The 15,242-nt window shown below is 64.3% G+C and carries 18 protein-coding genes; 2 read left to right on the forward strand and 16 right to left on the reverse strand.

Translation table 11 applies throughout. The annotated features are described in order from the left end of the window. The 16 genes from NMD1_RS14545 to NMD1_RS14620 are packed head-to-tail and all read right to left on the reverse strand — an operon-like array spanning position 1 to position 13,910. A complete protein-coding gene (locus tag NMD1_RS14545; protein WP_125955296.1) occupies positions 1-852 on the reverse strand; it encodes a conjugal transfer protein TraF in 852 nt (283 codons plus the stop codon). After that, positions 833-2,560, reverse strand: coding sequence for a conjugal transfer protein TraN (locus NMD1_RS14550; RefSeq protein WP_233497655.1), 1,728 nt, complete (start codon positions 2,558-2,560; stop codon positions 833-835). The genes NMD1_RS14545 and NMD1_RS14550 overlap by 20 nt, the downstream gene beginning before the upstream one ends. After that, positions 2,557-3,321 carry a type-F conjugative transfer system pilin assembly protein TrbC gene (trbC, locus tag NMD1_RS14555; RefSeq protein ID WP_125955297.1) on the reverse strand — a complete coding sequence of 255 codons (765 nt, stop codon included), beginning with the start codon at positions 3,319-3,321 and terminating at the stop codon, positions 2,557-2,559. The genes NMD1_RS14550 and trbC overlap by 4 nt, the downstream gene beginning before the upstream one ends. Beyond that, positions 3,318-4,346 carry a conjugal transfer pilus assembly protein TraU gene (traU, locus tag NMD1_RS14560; protein WP_125955298.1) on the reverse strand — a complete coding sequence of 343 codons (1,029 nt, stop codon included), beginning with the start codon at positions 4,344-4,346 and terminating at the stop codon, positions 3,318-3,320. The genes trbC and traU overlap by 4 nt, the downstream gene beginning before the upstream one ends. Next, entirely contained in the window at positions 4,343-4,927 is a 585-nt protein-coding gene (traW, locus tag NMD1_RS14565) for a type-F conjugative transfer system protein TraW (RefSeq protein WP_375600805.1), read from the reverse strand. Before traW ends, traU begins: the two co-directional genes overlap by 4 nt. 59 nt (positions 4,928-4,986) lie before the next feature. Next, complete coding sequence (locus NMD1_RS14570) at positions 4,987-5,511, reverse strand: S26 family signal peptidase (protein ID WP_125955300.1); 525 nt, start codon at positions 5,509-5,511, stop codon at positions 4,987-4,989. Beyond that, a complete protein-coding gene (locus tag NMD1_RS14575; protein WP_125955301.1) occupies positions 5,498-5,905 on the reverse strand; it encodes a type-F conjugative transfer system protein TrbI in 408 nt (135 codons plus the stop codon). The genes NMD1_RS14570 and NMD1_RS14575 overlap by 14 nt, the downstream gene beginning before the upstream one ends. Then, the gene (locus NMD1_RS14580) at positions 5,902-6,294 is read right to left on the reverse strand and encodes a hypothetical protein (RefSeq protein WP_125955302.1); all 393 of its coding nucleotides are present in this window, start codon (positions 6,292-6,294) and stop codon (positions 5,902-5,904) included. The genes NMD1_RS14575 and NMD1_RS14580 overlap by 4 nt, the downstream gene beginning before the upstream one ends. A 29-nt stretch (positions 6,295-6,323) precedes the next feature. Beyond that, the gene (traC, locus tag NMD1_RS14585) at positions 6,324-8,867 is read right to left on the reverse strand and encodes a type IV secretion system protein TraC (RefSeq protein ID WP_125955303.1); all 2,544 of its coding nucleotides are present in this window, start codon (positions 8,865-8,867) and stop codon (positions 6,324-6,326) included. After that, positions 8,867-9,676 carry a conjugal transfer protein TraV gene (locus NMD1_RS14590; protein WP_125955304.1) on the reverse strand — a complete coding sequence of 270 codons (810 nt, stop codon included), beginning with the start codon at positions 9,674-9,676 and terminating at the stop codon, positions 8,867-8,869. Before NMD1_RS14590 ends, traC begins: the two co-directional genes overlap by 1 nt. A 4-nt stretch (positions 9,677-9,680) precedes the next feature. Next, positions 9,681-10,595, reverse strand: coding sequence for a DsbC family protein (locus tag NMD1_RS14595; RefSeq protein WP_125955305.1), 915 nt, complete (start codon positions 10,593-10,595; stop codon positions 9,681-9,683). Beyond that, positions 10,592-11,932, reverse strand: a complete 1,341-nt coding sequence (locus tag NMD1_RS14600; RefSeq protein ID WP_125955306.1) for a TrbI/VirB10 family protein — start codon at positions 11,930-11,932, stop codon at positions 10,592-10,594. The genes NMD1_RS14595 and NMD1_RS14600 overlap by 4 nt, the downstream gene beginning before the upstream one ends. After that, positions 11,925-12,683 carry a type-F conjugative transfer system secretin TraK gene (locus tag NMD1_RS14605; RefSeq protein ID WP_125955307.1) on the reverse strand — a complete coding sequence of 253 codons (759 nt, stop codon included), beginning with the start codon at positions 12,681-12,683 and terminating at the stop codon, positions 11,925-11,927. Before NMD1_RS14605 ends, NMD1_RS14600 begins: the two co-directional genes overlap by 8 nt. Then, positions 12,683-13,255, reverse strand: a complete 573-nt coding sequence (locus NMD1_RS14610; RefSeq protein ID WP_125955308.1) for a type IV conjugative transfer system protein TraE — start codon at positions 13,253-13,255, stop codon at positions 12,683-12,685. The genes NMD1_RS14605 and NMD1_RS14610 overlap by 1 nt, the downstream gene beginning before the upstream one ends. 11 nt (positions 13,256-13,266) lie before the next feature. Continuing rightward, positions 13,267-13,554, reverse strand: coding sequence for a type IV conjugative transfer system protein TraL (gene traL / locus NMD1_RS14615; protein WP_020819170.1), 288 nt, complete (start codon positions 13,552-13,554; stop codon positions 13,267-13,269). A 26-nt stretch (positions 13,555-13,580) separates the two neighbouring features. Further along, a complete protein-coding gene (locus NMD1_RS14620; protein WP_011445803.1) occupies positions 13,581-13,910 on the reverse strand; it encodes a hypothetical protein in 330 nt (109 codons plus the stop codon). A 350-nt stretch (positions 13,911-14,260) separates the two neighbouring features. On the opposite strand from NMD1_RS14620, the gene NMD1_RS14625 reads away from it, so the two are divergent. Continuing rightward, positions 14,261-14,722: a transcriptional regulator gene (locus NMD1_RS14625; RefSeq protein WP_118074354.1), complete on the forward strand. Its 462-nt coding sequence runs from the start codon at positions 14,261-14,263 to the stop codon at positions 14,720-14,722. A 45-nt stretch (positions 14,723-14,767) separates the two neighbouring features. Then, positions 14,768-15,007: an AlpA family transcriptional regulator gene (locus tag NMD1_RS14630; protein ID WP_370073149.1), complete on the forward strand. Its 240-nt coding sequence runs from the start codon at positions 14,768-14,770 to the stop codon at positions 15,005-15,007. Positions 15,008-15,242 lie beyond the last annotated feature (235 nt).

The raw sequence follows: 15,242 nt of genomic DNA on the forward strand, positions 1-15,242 counted from the left end.
CTAGTAGTCACGTCCAGCTTCCTTCGATGTGAGTAGGTAAATCCGGTCCTGCAGCTCGTCGGCGCTCATGACGCCGTAGCCGATCGGGATGGGGCGGCCGGTCTGCGCGTCCCAGAGCACGACCGCTGGCGTGATCTTGGGCTCGAGCCCCATGCGGCTGCGCTGGTTGGTCTCGACCGTGTAGTTCGGGAAATGCCGCGATGGGCCGCCATCGGTGGAAATAGCGCGCACGGCGATATTCCAGGTCGAGGCAACACTCTGCACGATTGGCGACATGACTTCGCAAGCGCCGCAGCTCTGGGCGAAGAAGTAGAAGAGGCCGTAGCGCTCGGAGAGCTGTGCCATTGCCGCGTTCCGTTCCGCGCTGCGCGAATCCTGCCACTGGCGTTTGCCGAGCGTCGAGACCGGGCGCTGTAGCGTGTAGTCGAGCTCGGGATCCTGCCAGATGGCCCGTTGCCAGACGTCGCTGAAGAGCGACGCCCGGTCTAGCTGGGCCCGCTGGAAGCGGATGTAGGCCGTCACATTTGCTGGCGTCGGCTCGAGGATCGCCTTGGCCTTCAGTTCGCGCAAAGTCGCCGTGATCGCATCAAGTTGGCTGGTCGCGCTGGCCGTAGGCGCAGGCAGGGGTGTATTCTGCTCCGGCGTCTTGGGACGTTCGCAGTAGAACCAGTATCCAAGCCGCCGCTCCTCGCAATAGAAGCTATCCTGGCGCTCGGCCGGCTTCGCGCTCGGCGGCGCATCGGCCCGGCTTGTGGCCGACTGGGCGGTCGCCGGAGAAAACTGGCAAACGGAATTGGCAATCGCGCAGGCGGCAAGCAGCCGCCACGCGACCTTACTGGCGGGCGCGGGCATAGTAGTCCTCGATTTTCTGTTGGATGTCCTGGGTTGCCTGCAGCTCGTCAGGCAGGCGGGCGGCGTCGGTGAACTCGGCATAGACCTCGCTGAAATCCATTTTCGAGAGGTCGAGCCGAGCAAACTCGTCGATGGTGAAGCCCTGGCATTGCTCAGTCTTCGGCTTGCCCCAGGGCTTGTTCAGCTGCTGGCGGCCTTGCTCCTGCAGGATCCGCGAGAGCTTGGATTCAAAGCAGCAATAGACCTTGCGCTTGGTCAGGCACACGCCAAGGAACGAGGACGAGCAATAAGTGCCGACGTAGGCGCACAGACCCTGTGCATCCTTCTGATGCAGCAGCATCTCTTCGCGGCTGCAGCCCAGCGCCACGAGCAGCTGGATGCCCGGGATAAGCGGGAAGCCCTTGCCCTTGCAGCAGTTGAGCACGCCGAAGACCTTGGACGAGCAGCTTTCTCGGGTCCCCTTGAACAGAGTGAGATTGTTCGGATCGAATTCGCGGCGCGCCTGGTTCATCGCGTTCAAGGCGACGGCCGCGTCCTTGAACTCGTCGTTGGCCTCGCGCTGGATGGTCTCGCACGAGCCATCGATGCAGTAGACATCGCCGTCGCAGATGAACTGGCCGGTGTTCCCAGGCCGGTCTGGAACCGGGCAATCATAGACCCGCTCCCAGGTGCGGCAGGGCTCCCCCGCGAGGCAGTCTTCGCGCACCAGCTTGCAGCCCGGAGTGGCTTCAAGTGTCTGGCAGTCCTGTGCCTCGGTGAACTGCGCACAGCTGTAACTGCGGCTCCACGCCCAGCACGGCTGCGTCACGGCGATGCCATCGACGATGCGGGTCACCGGATCGCTGTCCGCGCACGTCTCGGTGTCCTGCTGGCACGAGGTATCAGCCGCAAGACCAGCACACTGGCTTTCATCGCGCGCCGTTGTGACGACGTTCTCGCCTGTCACCGTGTAGGGCGTGGCGCCATCGACCGGCGACGTGCAACTGACGAGATCGACCCTCAGATCGCCCGAGTTACAGCCCCAGTAGATCCCGAAATAAGGATCGCACAGGTTGATCGGATAGGACTGCGTGACCGTGCATTGCGGAGCGGGGTAGCGGTTGCAATTGTAGACCGAAGCCGGATCGACCCCGCTGCCGCCTACGCAATAGTAGCCGTAGACTTGCCGCTGTTCGACACGCGCGGTCAACGTCACGGGGCAGGTCCGCGTTTCCTGTGTCGCCGTATAGCCGACATTGCAGGTCGCCATGTAGCGCGCCGCGGTTCCGCTGGCCGGCGGCAAGGGCACGCAGCGTCCCTGCGAACCGCCGATGGCCATTCCGCTCGTATAGGCGAGCGGGTCATCGCTGATCACATTGCTGCGCGCGATCGTTGCATCGAGATCCTGCGGCGCAAATCGGGCGCGCCGGTCCATCGAATCCCGCATGGCCTTGTAGCCGGTGTTGGTCGTCGCCTGGCTCGCCGCTTCGCGGCTCATCCGGTCAGGATCGTCGAAGTAACCCGACTGGCTCGGCGTGCCGCCGAAATTGGGGATGCGGCTTGCATCCGGGTTCGTCGTTGCCGCGCTTTGCGCCGCGGCTGTCTTGTCCCGCCCGAAAGCCTTGCCATCCGCCTTGGCAGCATCGGTTGTAGTCTGGGCGTTGAGCGGGCCGACGAGGGCGAGAAGAAGCGCGCCCACGCCAGCGAGAGAGAGGACCGATCGCTTCATGGAACCTGCCTTTCAAGACGGGCGAGATGCTGGGCGGCGAGCAAAGCGCCGGGGCCGCCGCCGCGCGCGAAGGTCTCGAGCGCGTAAGCTGCGCTGACATTGCCGCTCATCCGGTCGTGCGGCGGAACTTGCGTCCGGCAGCCGAACCCGTCGCATAGATCGAAGTCGCTGCTGGTGACGACGTAGGTGGGAACCGCCTCGATCCCGAAGGCGCGGAACAGCCGCGGGTCGATGCCGACGCCGTCCAGCTGCTCGCCGGGCTTGGCAACTTTGGCCAATGCCGCCGTGAGAGCCTTGGCGCTGTTGCCGGGCAGCCCGCGCAAGGCAACAACACCGCCAGCCTTGGTCACGTCGTCGATCATCGCACGCAGCGCTGCAGGCGGCATCGATAGTGAAGCAAAGGCAATGAACCTTGGCGCCTCGCCCATGCCTTCGCTGGTCATGGCGCCGGCATCGGCCACCATCCGGTCAAAATCGAATGTGCTGGCCTCACCAGGCTTCGTGTTTGCGGCGGCCTCACGCGTGTAGCGGCGAGCGTGCGCCTCGGCCTCGTCGGAGCTGGTCCTCGCCTCCCGCGCCAGGGCTTCGGCTCTGGCGCGAGCATTGGCAGACAGCGCGTCGGCATCGGGGGCACCAGCACTGGCCCGCGCCCGGATAGCGGCCAGATCGAGGTCCGGTTCGGCCGTCTGCGCCGAGGCGCCAGCCAAAGCAGCAAGGCTGGAAAGCGATGCGACGACAAGAAGATGAGGAAGTTTGTTCATAGCGCACAGCAATTCCGCTTGCGCCAGACCAGGTAGCCCATGTCCTCGCCAATGGCGGGATAGACCTGGCCTGCCGACATGAAGGTGGTGGAGGCACCAATGGGCGCGCAGGCATAGCGGCCCTTGGTCTGCGGATTGGGATTGGTGGCCTGGAAGCGGTACTGTTGCTTGCGCATCACCGGCATCAGGTACTTGCCGCAAAGCCCTTTGCTGCCCATCGTCCCCCAAGCGACGAGTTCGCGGTGGAGCTTGTAGGAGAAGCGGGCGAGCGCGAGCCGCGATGCCTGCACATGGCCGATCGTTGCCGAGACATTGCCGTTGAGCGGATACATCGTGCCCTGGCAGCCCGCGCACCAGAACAGCTCATCGGTCGGCAGCTTGGCCGTTGCCGCCACGCAGTCCGCTGCACATGCGGCAAGCGCCAAGGGATTGGCGAAGAGGACCGCCTCGGGATTGATGATCGCGGTTAGCTCGCTGTCCTGCCACAGCGGATCAATCTCGGTGATGTAGAGGATGTCGATCGAGCCGGACTCGAGGCACAGGAAATCGGCGACGATCTCCATCCAGTATATCAGCGGATAGGCATACCAGTGGACATGCCACTGCGAGTTGTACTGCGTGGCGCCGCCAACCGCCGATGGCCCCGCCATCGACTTGAAGCCGATGTCGAACCCCGGATCGAGCTTCATCCCGCCGAGATTGACAAAGCACCATGGCTTCATGCTGACGTCGGCAAGCCGGACCGGCTCCCAGAACCCCATGGCGATGCCGGGCCGCAAACCGCAGAGGCAAACGGGGAGAGCCGGGTTGCTCGGATCGGGACGGCTCGACGGCCAGATCTTCAGGCCACCGATCGAGATCGGAAACAGGCATGACCAGCAAATGTCCGTGATCGGATTGACGAACTTGCCGGTGCAGCGCCCGGGGCCGGCCGCAGCCTGGGCTGGAGCAGCTGAGATGATATTCAGGCTGGCGAGTAGAAGTGCTCCGCAAAGCCATGACAGAAAGCGTTTTTTCTTGCTCATGACGGCGCACGCTCCTTGAGAGGCACGGGCAGCTCGGTGATGATGAGCGCGCGGCCCTGCTGCTCGACGGTTGCGGGCACCGCGCGAATGCCAAAGTGTTTCACCAGCGTGCCGCCCTGATCGAAGTAGAAGCGCCGCTGACGGGCCTTCATGAGTTCGAGCGGCGCACCGGCTACGAGGATGAGCTTCGCCTTGGTGCTGGCAAAGCGGCGGGTGGCCCAGGCGAGCTGCGCCGGATCGTCCCCGTCGAGAAAAACGAGGGGTGCGCGCAGCGGCACGGTATCCAGAGGATTGACCCGCGTGCCTGCGGCAATGATGACCCGGCCCTTGTCGTCGGCAATATCGCGCGGGACGGTGATCGTCGGATCGAAGCGCCAGCTGCGCAGCGCAGAGGCGAGGGTAACGCCCGCGACCGGCTCTGGCCGGTTGACCCGGGCGATGGTCCGCTGCTTCAGCTCTTCGTTGAGACGGGCCGTTTCGCCGGTCTTCTCAAGCTGGGTGAGCCTGGCATGGATCTGCTGAAGCAGGTCCGGTTCGATGACCGGCCATACCGCGCCGTGCTGGCCGTAATCGCGAGCCATTGCCTGTGGTGCGATGGCCAGCGCCAGCGCAGTGGTGCAAACCGGCAGAGTGAGGAGCCTCACAGGATCGGCCTCCCGACCCCGAGTATGCGCGGCCCACAGATCCAACCGATCGCGGCATAGCGGCTGTCAAAGCCATCCTTGTGTTCGCTGGTAACGAAGTAGCAGCCTTGCGGCACGCGCCCCGTAGGTCCAAGCGCCAGCGGTTCGCCAAAGCGGCTCTCAAGCTTGGCCTTGGCCACGGCCTCACCGTTGACGAAGTAGATGCGGTTTTGCTCGGTGATGATGTCGCCCGGAACACCGCTCACATGCTTGCCGAATGGCTTGGGCTTCGCCCCGAAATGCTTGACCAACAAAGGCGAGGTGGGTGGGTCGAACAGGATGATGTCCCCGCGATGCACGGGTGCCCCCCGCGTGACCCAGATGGCCCAGTAGGGCAGGCTGGGGCTCACATTGATCATAAGCGCATGGCCCTGCGCGAAAGCGGCAAGCGAGGAGAGCGCCAGTGCCCCGGCGCCGAGCCCGCCCCAAAGCACGAGCCGGCGCGCCGAAGCTGAGCGGATCAAGAGATCAGCGGGCAGCATCGGGAAGGGCTCCCATGCGGCGCATGACGTCGGCACGCACAGACCCGGTCAGGTCCGGCGTGCTCCCGGCGACCACTGCTTCGGCAACCAGAACTGTTCGGCCTTCGCGTCCGAGCTTCTGTACCGAGGCTTCCACGGCCTTGAGGTAGGCCTGGACGCGCAGTCTGGTTTCTTCAGGCGGCCGACCGGCACGCGCTTCGGCTTCGATGAAGTCGCCCATGATCCGGCTCAGCTGGACCGTGACGACCTCGCGTTTTTCCAGGGTGAGCAGCTTGTCCGTCGCCCAGACACCCCACAGAACCTGACCGACCATGCCGGCGCCGACCACGACAGCGGTGAGATTGATCGCTGAAAGCCGCTCGCGCAGGCTTGATGTTGCCAAAATGTTCTTCACAGCTTTTCTCCCGAAAGTTCGCGGTCGAGATCGCGGATGAAGCGCGGCATGCGCCACACGACGACGAGCGTCGCGAGACCGATCAGAACGAACTTGCACTGGCCGAGGAATGTCACGCGCCGTGCGAGGTCGGCCGCCAGGAAGCGGTCACCGAGATTGGCGACATGGGCGAAGAAGGTATCGGGATTGCCGCCCGATAACAGCAGGAAGAACAGCAGCGGCAGGCCCAGCGCCATCAGGTAGGACGAGCCGAGAAACAGGCAGCCGCGAAGCAGGATGTAGCAGCCATCGGCCATGCGCGAGCGCAAGGTCTGCACCTGCGGGCTGACGGGCTGTTCGTCTTCGGACGGGTCGGTCCGGTCGAAGGGGGTGACGAGGTGGAGAGGCATGGAGATAGGGATCCTTTGGTGATGGGGTGTCAGCGGTTGGGATGAGCGATGCGCTCGATGGCATCGGCGAGCTGGTGCCCGCGCGCGATCTCGGCATCGATGGCGGCGAAGGTTTGGGGCGAACTCGAGAAGAGCGTTGCCGAATAGTCATCGAGCACGAGCCGCCCGATCGCCTCGGTCTCCGGCCCCTTGATGAAAACCTCGGAATAGTCGCTCCCGGAGCGCTTGAGACTGCGGATCAGCGTCTCGGTGCGATCGTCCATATCGAGGCGCTTGCTCGCCTTGAAATCGGCGATCGTCTCCGGCTTCTGCTGAAGGATCAGCATCCAGTCGCTGTTCTCGAGCGCCGCCGTCGCCCCGTCCGACTTGTAGTAGTCGTTGAGCGACTGGGTAGCGGTCGCCAGCGCGCCGCCATATTTGCGGCAGGTCCGGGCGTAGGTTTCGACGAATTCACCCATCGAACCGCCCTTGAGCATCGACCAGGCTTCATCGATCAGCAGAAGCTTGCGCAGTGACCGCGGACTTCGCGTCATGGCCTGGCTGGTCATGAACATGATGGCTGAGAGCACGACGCTGCGCAGATCCTCCCGGCTCGCGAGGTCGGACATCTCGAAGACCGTGAAGTCCGCATCGAGGTCGAGGCTTGCCTGGCCTTCGAAGAAGGCGCCGTAAGTTCCGCCCGCCATGTAGGGGGCCAGCGCGGTTGCGATGTCAGCGGCAGTGTCATGCCCGAGACCGGCTAGCATCTCGCCGACGGTCGTGACCGTGGCAGCCGCGCCGTGCTGCGCCCAGACGAGGTTGACCGCCCGGTCGATCAATCCGCGCTCAGTATCCGTCAGCTTCGCGCTGTGGCGAGCCATTTGCCCGACGATGGCCTTGATCATCCCGAAGCAGTCGAGGCGGTAGTCCTCGTCTTCGGCGGCGCGCGTCGCATCGATCATCGAGAACGGGTTGAGGCAGAAGCCCGCTGCAATCGTGAACTCGACAAAGCGGCCGCCCTGCAGCTTGACCGAGTGCTCGAAGCTGCGGCCATCGTCGATCACGACAACCTGTGCGCCGGCACCGCGCAGCGCGGCGCACATCTCCTGGAGCAGTACCGACTTGCCCGATCCCGACTTGCCGCAGATCGCGACATTGTGGTTGCCCGCCTCGTTCTCGAACGGGGACCAGAAGAAGGGCTGGCCGCGCCGCCCGACGAACAGCAGGTGGGGGTGGGCGCTGCCGAGATACTCGCCCTGCATGGGCGCGATATTGGCAGCGGTCGTCGATAGCACGGTCTTGAACCGCTTCAGCCGCTCCATATCGGCGCCGAGCCCGTCAGCCAGGGTGAGCGGCATCGCAGCGAGCAACCCCTGGATCTGGAGGTAGCGCTCGTCGGTAAGGTCCCAGCCCGCCGCCTTGTAGATCGATTTGATCGCGCGTTCATGGCGGTCGCCCTGGCCTAGCGGCGAATAGGTCGTGACACCGTAGAAGACCCGCACGAGACGGCGGCCTTCCTGGAGCTCGGCCTGAACATGCTGCCACTCGGCGGCCTGTTCGCCGATCCGAGGCAGGAACCGGGCGCTGCGGGTCCCGGCGAGGCTGGTCGTCCGCATGAACTTGAATCCGGCCTTCGCCGAAGCCGCCTCCTGGTCCGGATAGACGAGACACAGCATGGTGGCAGCGGGGCAGGGGAAGCGCAGCTTGTCGGTGAACAGGTCGCCGATCAGCCGCGCGCATTCCCACGGAGCCCAGCGCGATGGCATGTTGCGTACGGCAAAATGCCGGACATCGAAGGCATCGGGATAGACGGTCCCGATCTCGGGCACGCCGTCATTGACCTTGCCAGTGGGGCGGAAACGCTCGGTCACGAGCCGCATGCGGTCTTCAGCCACCACCAGTTCGATGTCGTGGCGGATTGCCTGGGATGCGATTGGATCATTCGGGTTGTAGGGCACCGCATCGTCCTGCGGAGCGGTGGTGGGCGAAGTCAGATCATCGATGACAGCGATGAGCGCTTCCGGCCCGACTTCGACCACGCCGAGATTGAGCGACTTGAGCATCGCCATCAGGCCCTCGCGGGTCTGCTTGAGATCCTCGTTGCTGACCGACTTGGAGGTCGGCACCCCGACCGAGACGATCACCTGGTGATGCCGCGCATGGAAGGGCGCATCCGGCGAGCCAGACTCCCAGACGAGCGAATAGAGCCGCCGCGCCCGGTGCCGGGCAATCGCCTCGTAAACCCCGCCCTGAATGTACCGTGGGGCGAACCACGGGGCGATGATCCTGCTGATGCGCGGGCTTGCAAGGTGGAGCACCTGCAGGCAGGCGCCCGCTGGCAGGCCTTCCGAGAAGAACTGTCCCAGGATTTCCCCGGTGCGCTCGTCGGCTCCGATCAGCGGCGTAACCGAAAGGACAAAGCCCTTCGAGCGTGCGTTGAAGTAAAGGCGGGTTGCCGGATCGTAGACCCGGTAGGGGAGCCAGTCGGAGAGCATATCGACCATGAGCTGCGGGCGGGCTTTGTCGGCGTGCTCGGCATCACCCAGCAATCCGCTGAGCAGCCGATCGACGACGGTCTTGAGTTGTTCGGCCATCACTTGGGCTCCTTGGGCTGCGAGGTGCTGACGATCGGCTGTTCGCCGGTTCTGACTGCCGGGCGGATTGCAGCTTTCGCGGCTTCAATCGCCGCTGCGCTTGGGAACACCGGAGCGCTCTGCCCCGCCTCAGGCCGAGGGGCTCGATCACGCGGGGGAGGCAACGTGTCGAACCCCTCGACCGCCGGTACCTTGGCACCGGCAACGGCCTCGCGCGCCGTGGAGGGGAGGACCAGCGGCGAGGCATCTGAAGTTTCGTTGAAGGGACTGGTGGCATCGGCGTCCGAGATGCCGCCAGCCTGACCCGCGTCGTCGCGTGCAGACGAGAAGGGCGACGCCTCGTCAGCTACGCTCAAGTTTCCCTCCGCGCCGTCCGGTGCTGGGGCTATCTGAGCGGCTTTCAGCTGCCGACGGACCTGGCGCATCAGGGATCCGCCCTGGCCCTCGCCCGCCTTGCGGCGCAGCTCGGTGGCCCAGCGTGGATTTTCGACGACGGTCCAGGCGACCGCTTCGTCATGCAGCGTTCCAGCTTCATCGACATGAGCGGGGAAGACGACGCGCAAGGTGCGTTCCGCTGTGCGGCTGGTGTCGGCATCCACGACGCCTGACCTCTGCCGAGCGTCAGCATGGAGCAGCGTGCCGTTCGACAGATTGTCCGTCGCCTTGGCATCGATAACGTGAGCCGGTGCGCAGTCGCCCTTCGGCGCGCGGCAGGTGAAATCGCCATCGACGTTGGTGCCGAACGTGGCGCAGCCACTGGCAAGGCCGGCCATACAGGCGCAGGCAAGGAGACGTGTCGGAAAAAGCATGGGTCTATCCTTTGGGAGCAGGGGTGGGGGCCAGGGAGGGGCCAGCGCGCAGGAAGTCCCGGAGCACAGCGGCAGGCCGGAAGCCTTCGAGAACGGCGCCATCGGCGGGGCGCACGATCACAGGGGTGCCGCCAAAGCCGTGGGCTCGCGCGAAGGCCTCGTTGGCATCGAGACCGCTCGTGTCGCAGGGTTTGGGATTGGCGAGCGCGAGACCCGAATAGGCCATATGCAGCGCCAGCTCAGGCCGCGGCGAGCACAGAACCCGTTCGGCATCGCGCCGGCTTTCCGCCCCGAAGATCGAGATCGGCCGCTCTTCGACCCGCGCTCCGATCGCCTTCAATTCGGCCTCGAGCTTCTTGCAATAGCCGCAGTGGAAGTCTGAAAAGACGACGACACGCGGACCGTTGGCAGGACCCCAGGTGATCGCGCCTTTGGCTGGAAGATTGCCGAGCGGGACATGGCGCGGCGGGGTGGTCCGGGCTGACGCTGCGGCTGCGCTTGGACCGCCTTCCGCTTGCGTCTCGGAATTGCTGCGCCGCGCTGCCCCCGCTGCCAACAAGTCCGGATTAAGGGCAAGCAACCGGGCAGCCGTGAGATCCTGACGGGCTTCCATGTCGTAGACCCGGCCGATCACCAGATACTTCGCAGCCCGGTCGACGTAGAAGAGTGTCGATTTGGACGCGACCTCGCACAGGCCGCCAAGGCCCTTGCAGTTGATCGCGTCGATCGGCGTCTTGGGCAGGCGGAGCTTGAGCGCCTCTCGAACTTTCGCCGTGTCCGGAGCAGCAGCAGGGGCAGCAAGGCTTGCCACACCCCATCCCGTCGCGGCTGACACGGCGATGATCGCCGCCAGTCCGGCGCTGGTACGCAACCAGCGGCGCCGACGATTGTCCTGCTCGAGGAAAGTATTTTCGATCATTGGGAGTTCCTCACGTAGACGCCGTCGAGGAACACGATCTCGACATCGATGCCGGTGGGCATCTCGACGACGGGTTGGTACTGTTCGGCGCGCTCGATCAGGTATTTGCTGACCGTGTCGGCCGCATCGGCGGCACCCTGGCCAAGCCCGCCGCCGAGAATGTCGCCAGCCGAGAGCTTGGAGCGACTGCCATCGGGGTTGGTCGTGACGCCGGAGAACACGCTGTTGGCGTTTGCGGAGAAGCCGCGCCCGAAGCCGCCGACGATCCCGGCCAGCAGTGCCTGACTGACCAGACTGCCCTCGCGGCTGACCACGCGGCCGCGGACCCCGGACTTGCCAGCGAAGCTTATGAAGCCTTTGACCTCGCTCACTGCGACCCGGCCGCCGGGCTGATCGCAGGTCATGCGGGCGAGTTTCACATAGACCTTCTCGCTGCTGAGATCGCCGCGTGCCGCGCCGTTGACGACGCAGCCCTGAATCCGGGTGGTCAGAACCTTTCCGTTCTGAATGACCGACCGGGCAGGGCCGGTAATCCGAAGCACCACAGGCAGCGGATCGGTCTGGCTGACGACGCCTGCCGAGGCATCGACGCCGACAATTACCCGTGCCGAAGCGTAGGAATTGGGGGGCAGGTAATCGGGCGAATCCTCGACGACGACCGGTGGCGCATCGGGCCGGCCCACACGGAGGCCATTGGTCGCTGCCTTGTCGGAGCTGAAGCTCATCAGCTTCACCTCGCCAGGCGACGAGATCATGCCGCCCTGCGGATCACCCCCTGTGGGCGCAGCTCCTGACTGGGACGAACGGGCTCGCGCGTCGTAGCCGCCTGCCTGCGGCCCATAAGCCGGTGGCAGAACAGCCGGTGCCGGTGATGCAGGCTGCGCGGCAAGCCGGGTCTTGAGCTCGGCGTTCTCTGCCGAGATGGCATCGATCGCGGCCTGTCCATCGACCCGCATGGCCTGGTTTTCGGCCTTGAGAGCCGCGAGCTGCGCCTCGATCTCCGTCCGCGGAACGCTGCCGTCTTTAAGCGCCTTCTGCTCGCGGGTGACCGCATCGAGCCTGTTGCCGTAGGTCGCGACGAACTCGCGCTGCGACAAGTCGCGGTTGACCAGGCCTGCCGTGTCGATCGTCTGCGCCGCATTGGGATCGCCGGTCTTGTCCTTGTCGTCGCCGCCAAGGATGAACCAGCTTCCGCCGATGAGGGCGAGTGCTCCCAGCGACCCCAGCAGCAGCTTCTGACGGCGCGCGGTGCGGGCGTTGAGCCCGGAAAGTTCGGACGATGCCGCGCTCTCGGCCTGTAAAGGGGCAGTGCTTGGCGTATGGGTTGCATCAGTCATGGCCGGTCTCCCCACTTGCGCCGACAACAAAGGCCGTGGTGCTGGCCCCGGGTTCGAGCTTTGGCTCGGCGATCGAGACGGCGAGCGTGTCGCGCGGCGCGAGATCGCGTTCGGCGAGCGTCACGGGTTTCGCTCCGCGATTGTGGATGCGGACGACCTTCCCAGTGAGGCTGGCGCCGCGATAATCAGCGATGAGCTGGACTTCGAGATCGCCGACCCGTGCGGGTATGGCAGTCGATTGGCGGACCTCGAAACCGTCGACCGTCCGGTCATTGGCCATCGCCTGGATGAGCCTGACGGCGCTGGTCTCGATCGGGGTCTGGCTTTCCCAGTCAGCGGCTTTGGTTTTCGCGATCGCCGGGTTGGTCACAAAGATCTGCGCTGCCGGGATCTGCTCGACCCGGCACGCAACCTTGTAGACGAAACCCCTTTTGGTGGTGGCGAAGAAGCTGATGGCCCGCGCCGCGTAGGTTTCGGGCACGGACACGTATATGTCGCCGCGCACCGGCTCGTTCGTCACGGCAAAGTCATTGTACGGAGTGCCGGTCGAGATCTTCGAGACGCTGGCGAACTGGTCGTCGACCAAGGCGAAGCGGGTCAGCTCGCGCGCTGAAACGCTGCATTCGATCGCCGCGCCATCGGCGGCCTGTTTGAACTGGTCGGCCGCATGGGCGGGGGTAGTTGCTACGGCGAGCAGCGCGGCCGCGCTCAGAAGTAGGACCCGTGCGTGGGCCGCTGGTCGGTAAGCCATCACTGGGCCTCCTTGGATTTGTCCTGTGGGGGGAGCTGCGCAAACCCGGAGAGCGCGAGGCGCAGGCCGCGGTAAGTCCAGCTGAAACGGAAGCGGCGTTCGTCACTCGCAATCACCTGCGCGCCGACGAAGGTCTTGAGCGTGCCCGTCACATCCGAGGTGAGGCCTTTCGGATCGACAGTCATCGACCGGATCACGAATGCCTGGGTGACATCCGAGCCCCGCTGCTCTTCGACGATCCGGACGAGCTCGGCCTTGAGGCGGCCGTAGCTGGCCGGATCTGCCAGCTTCAGGATTTCGTCCATCCAGTAATCGAGGCCTTCCGGGCTGCGATTGAGGAGAACAAGAGCCGCATCGCGGGTGACGAGCTCGAGATAATCGGCCTCGACCCCGGCACTGCTCACGGTGAGCGCTTTGGGAACGGTCGGAACCAGCACCACTTCGCGGTCGCGGGTGGCGGCAAGGCTCCCGGCGACGACCAGAGCAAGGCCTAGGCCAGCGCTGGTGAGCGCAAAGAGGTTCCGCTGGCGCAGCAGCGATTGCTGGCGTTCGTGAGAAATGTCGGAATACATGGAAGTGCCCCTCAACCGGCGAGTAGTCGGCAGTGAGAAGGCGGCGTTGCCTTGAGGCCCAGAAATCCTGCAGGCAGATACCAGTATGCGGCGTGGGCTACCCAGGAGCTGGCGCGTCCTGCTTTTGCCTTTCGCAATGCGAACCAGGCGCCGAAGGCGACTATAATGCCGATAAAGATATGCTGGGTGAGGATCCCCCAGGTGAAGGGGGCCAACATTCCCGCGAACTCGTCGATGGTCCAAAAGCCGATAAGCTCCGGGTCGTCGAGCCGTCGAGGAATGATGTATGGGTCTGCCATGGCGACGCCGCCTTCCCTTGCCGCGCTCAGATGACCGCGGTCACGACCGAGGTGACGATCGGAACACCCGTGCCGACACCGATGCCGACACCCACCGGAACGGCGACCTGGCCGAGCGAAAAACGCCCGGATGCCAGACCGATCAGGCCGCCAGCGAGGCTGAGAACCGTGATGATCTTGCCGCCCGAGCCTTCCAGAAAGTCCGTGAACTTCGTGAGGGCAGGGGTGAAGGTCGTGTCAGCGCCGGCATAGGCGGCGCTCGCCGCAAGCGCCGCGATTGCGACCGGGATGGCAATGTTGAGGGTCTTGCCGAGACCCTTGACGCTGGCGCGCCGGGGGAGGGTGAGAGACTGCATGTGAAGCTCCGGTTGGAGGGGTGGTCACAGCGTTCTTGCGTTCGCTGTGTGTTCCACATGCATCTAGGAAATGTTCGTAGGAAAGTGTTGAGCGGCAATACCGTCTGGAGGTGGAAGGATGCGGACGCATCTTTTCCCGCTCAACGCATAAAATCGACGATAAGGACGTAAAGTCAGTCTTTTTGTGTCGGTGAACGCCGTCTCGGCAGCCGGGATTTGGCGACGACTCGGATAGAGGAACTGATTCGCCTCTAAACGAGATGTTCCATGTATGTTCTTTTCATTTTCCTACATGGGATGCTTCGCGATATGCCTGCGAATCGCATCAGTGCAGATGCAAGGAGACAGCCATGCACCATCCAACCACCGTTGCCAGACCGGCTAATCAAAGTCTGGCTCGCGTGCTCGCCCATGCGATCGATGCCGGCGGCAAACCCCGCCACAGGATTGCCAGTGAATGCGGGATGCACCGCGAGACCCTGCTTCGCGTAGCGCGTGGCGAGCGGCCTATCGGGCTCGACGAAGCGGCACTAGTGCTCGCCGCCTGTGGAGCGCACCCCCTCGCGACCATGATCCTTGCTCTTGCCGGGCAAGAAGAGCTCGCTTGCGAGTGGATGCATGGCGAGATGGGCGAATTTCTCGAAGAGTTCTTCACCAGCCTCCCAGTCCATCTTCAGCGGACCCTGGGGCGGCGGATTGAGGATCTGCGGCCTCGGTGGGCCAACGGCACCTCACAGCTGGTGGCGCGAATGCTTGCCAAGCACATCGATGATTTTGTGGGCCGCGACATCGCGCTGGCGCTGTCGCGGTAGCCTGAGAGTTCGGAGGGGACCGAACCCGAGCAAATGAGATCAACAATGCCGCATGCAATACCAGATGAAATGCACACGCATCAACCGCCCGAAGCAGCGCCGCCGGCGAGGCTTTTGCGCCTGCCGGAAGTGATCGCCCGCGTCGGACTGCGCCGCTCCGCCATCTATCAGCGTATGAGCGAGGGGCGCTTCCCAAGGTCGCGATCGCTGGGGCCCAAATGTGCCGTATGGGTTGAGGCGGAAATTGACGAGTGGATCCGCGCCGTATCGCGAATGCAAACCTGATCTTGTCGTGATCTATGTCGTCGGCACTTCTCGCGTCAGACCGCGATGATCATACACCATCAATCCGGCGCTTGCCCGTCCAGTGCAAATGTCTGCCGATGTGAGATCGCTCTCTGGTCTGTTGCTTTCTGGCTCCTAATGGACGGGAACTCGCCGGTTTTACGAAGAGGATGACTTACAGTTCGAGGAAGGTCAAAACTGCCTCTCGCGATCTCGCGCACTCAACGCGGGTATA

Origin of the sequence: Novosphingobium sp. MD-1 (assembly GCF_001014975.1) — a bacterium.
Taxonomy (GTDB): domain Bacteria; phylum Pseudomonadota; class Alphaproteobacteria; order Sphingomonadales; family Sphingomonadaceae; genus Novosphingobium.

Excerpts from the sequence above, each read along its gene's own strand:
- NMD1_RS14545 (WP_125955296.1), bottom strand. The coding sequence starts at position 852 with ATGCCCGCGCCCGCCAGTAAGGTCGCGTGGCGGCTGCTTGCCGCCTGC.
- NMD1_RS14550 (WP_233497655.1), bottom strand. The coding sequence starts at position 2,560 with ATGAAGCGATCGGTCCTCTCTCTCGCTGGCGTGGGCGCGCTTCTTCTC.
- trbC (WP_125955297.1), bottom strand. The coding sequence starts at position 3,321 with ATGAACAAACTTCCTCATCTTCTTGTCGTCGCATCGCTTTCCAGCCTT.
- traU (WP_125955298.1), bottom strand. The coding sequence starts at position 4,346 with ATGAGCAAGAAAAAACGCTTTCTGTCATGGCTTTGCGGAGCACTTCTA.
- traW (WP_375600805.1), bottom strand. The coding sequence starts at position 4,927 with ATGGCTCGCGATTACGGCCAGCACGGCGCGGTATGGCCGGTCATCGAA.
- NMD1_RS14570 (WP_125955300.1), bottom strand. The coding sequence starts at position 5,511 with ATGCTGCCCGCTGATCTCTTGATCCGCTCAGCTTCGGCGCGCCGGCTC.
- NMD1_RS14580 (WP_125955302.1), bottom strand. The coding sequence starts at position 6,294 with ATGCCTCTCCACCTCGTCACCCCCTTCGACCGGACCGACCCGTCCGAA.
- traC (WP_125955303.1), bottom strand. The coding sequence starts at position 8,867 with ATGGCCGAACAACTCAAGACCGTCGTCGATCGGCTGCTCAGCGGATTG.
- NMD1_RS14590 (WP_125955304.1), bottom strand. The coding sequence starts at position 9,676 with ATGCTTTTTCCGACACGTCTCCTTGCCTGCGCCTGTATGGCCGGCCTT.
- NMD1_RS14595 (WP_125955305.1), bottom strand. The coding sequence starts at position 10,595 with ATGATCGAAAATACTTTCCTCGAGCAGGACAATCGTCGGCGCCGCTGG.
- NMD1_RS14600 (WP_125955306.1), bottom strand. The coding sequence starts at position 11,932 with ATGACTGATGCAACCCATACGCCAAGCACTGCCCCTTTACAGGCCGAG.
- NMD1_RS14605 (WP_125955307.1), bottom strand. The coding sequence starts at position 12,683 with ATGGCTTACCGACCAGCGGCCCACGCACGGGTCCTACTTCTGAGCGCG.
- NMD1_RS14610 (WP_125955308.1), bottom strand. The coding sequence starts at position 13,255 with ATGTATTCCGACATTTCTCACGAACGCCAGCAATCGCTGCTGCGCCAG.
- traL (WP_020819170.1), bottom strand. The coding sequence starts at position 13,554 with ATGGCAGACCCATACATCATTCCTCGACGGCTCGACGACCCGGAGCTT.
- NMD1_RS14620 (WP_011445803.1), bottom strand. The coding sequence starts at position 13,910 with ATGCAGTCTCTCACCCTCCCCCGGCGCGCCAGCGTCAAGGGTCTCGGC.
- NMD1_RS14625 (WP_118074354.1), top strand. The coding sequence starts at position 14,261 with ATGCACCATCCAACCACCGTTGCCAGACCGGCTAATCAAAGTCTGGCT.
- NMD1_RS14630 (WP_370073149.1), top strand. The coding sequence starts at position 14,768 with ATGCCGCATGCAATACCAGATGAAATGCACACGCATCAACCGCCCGAA.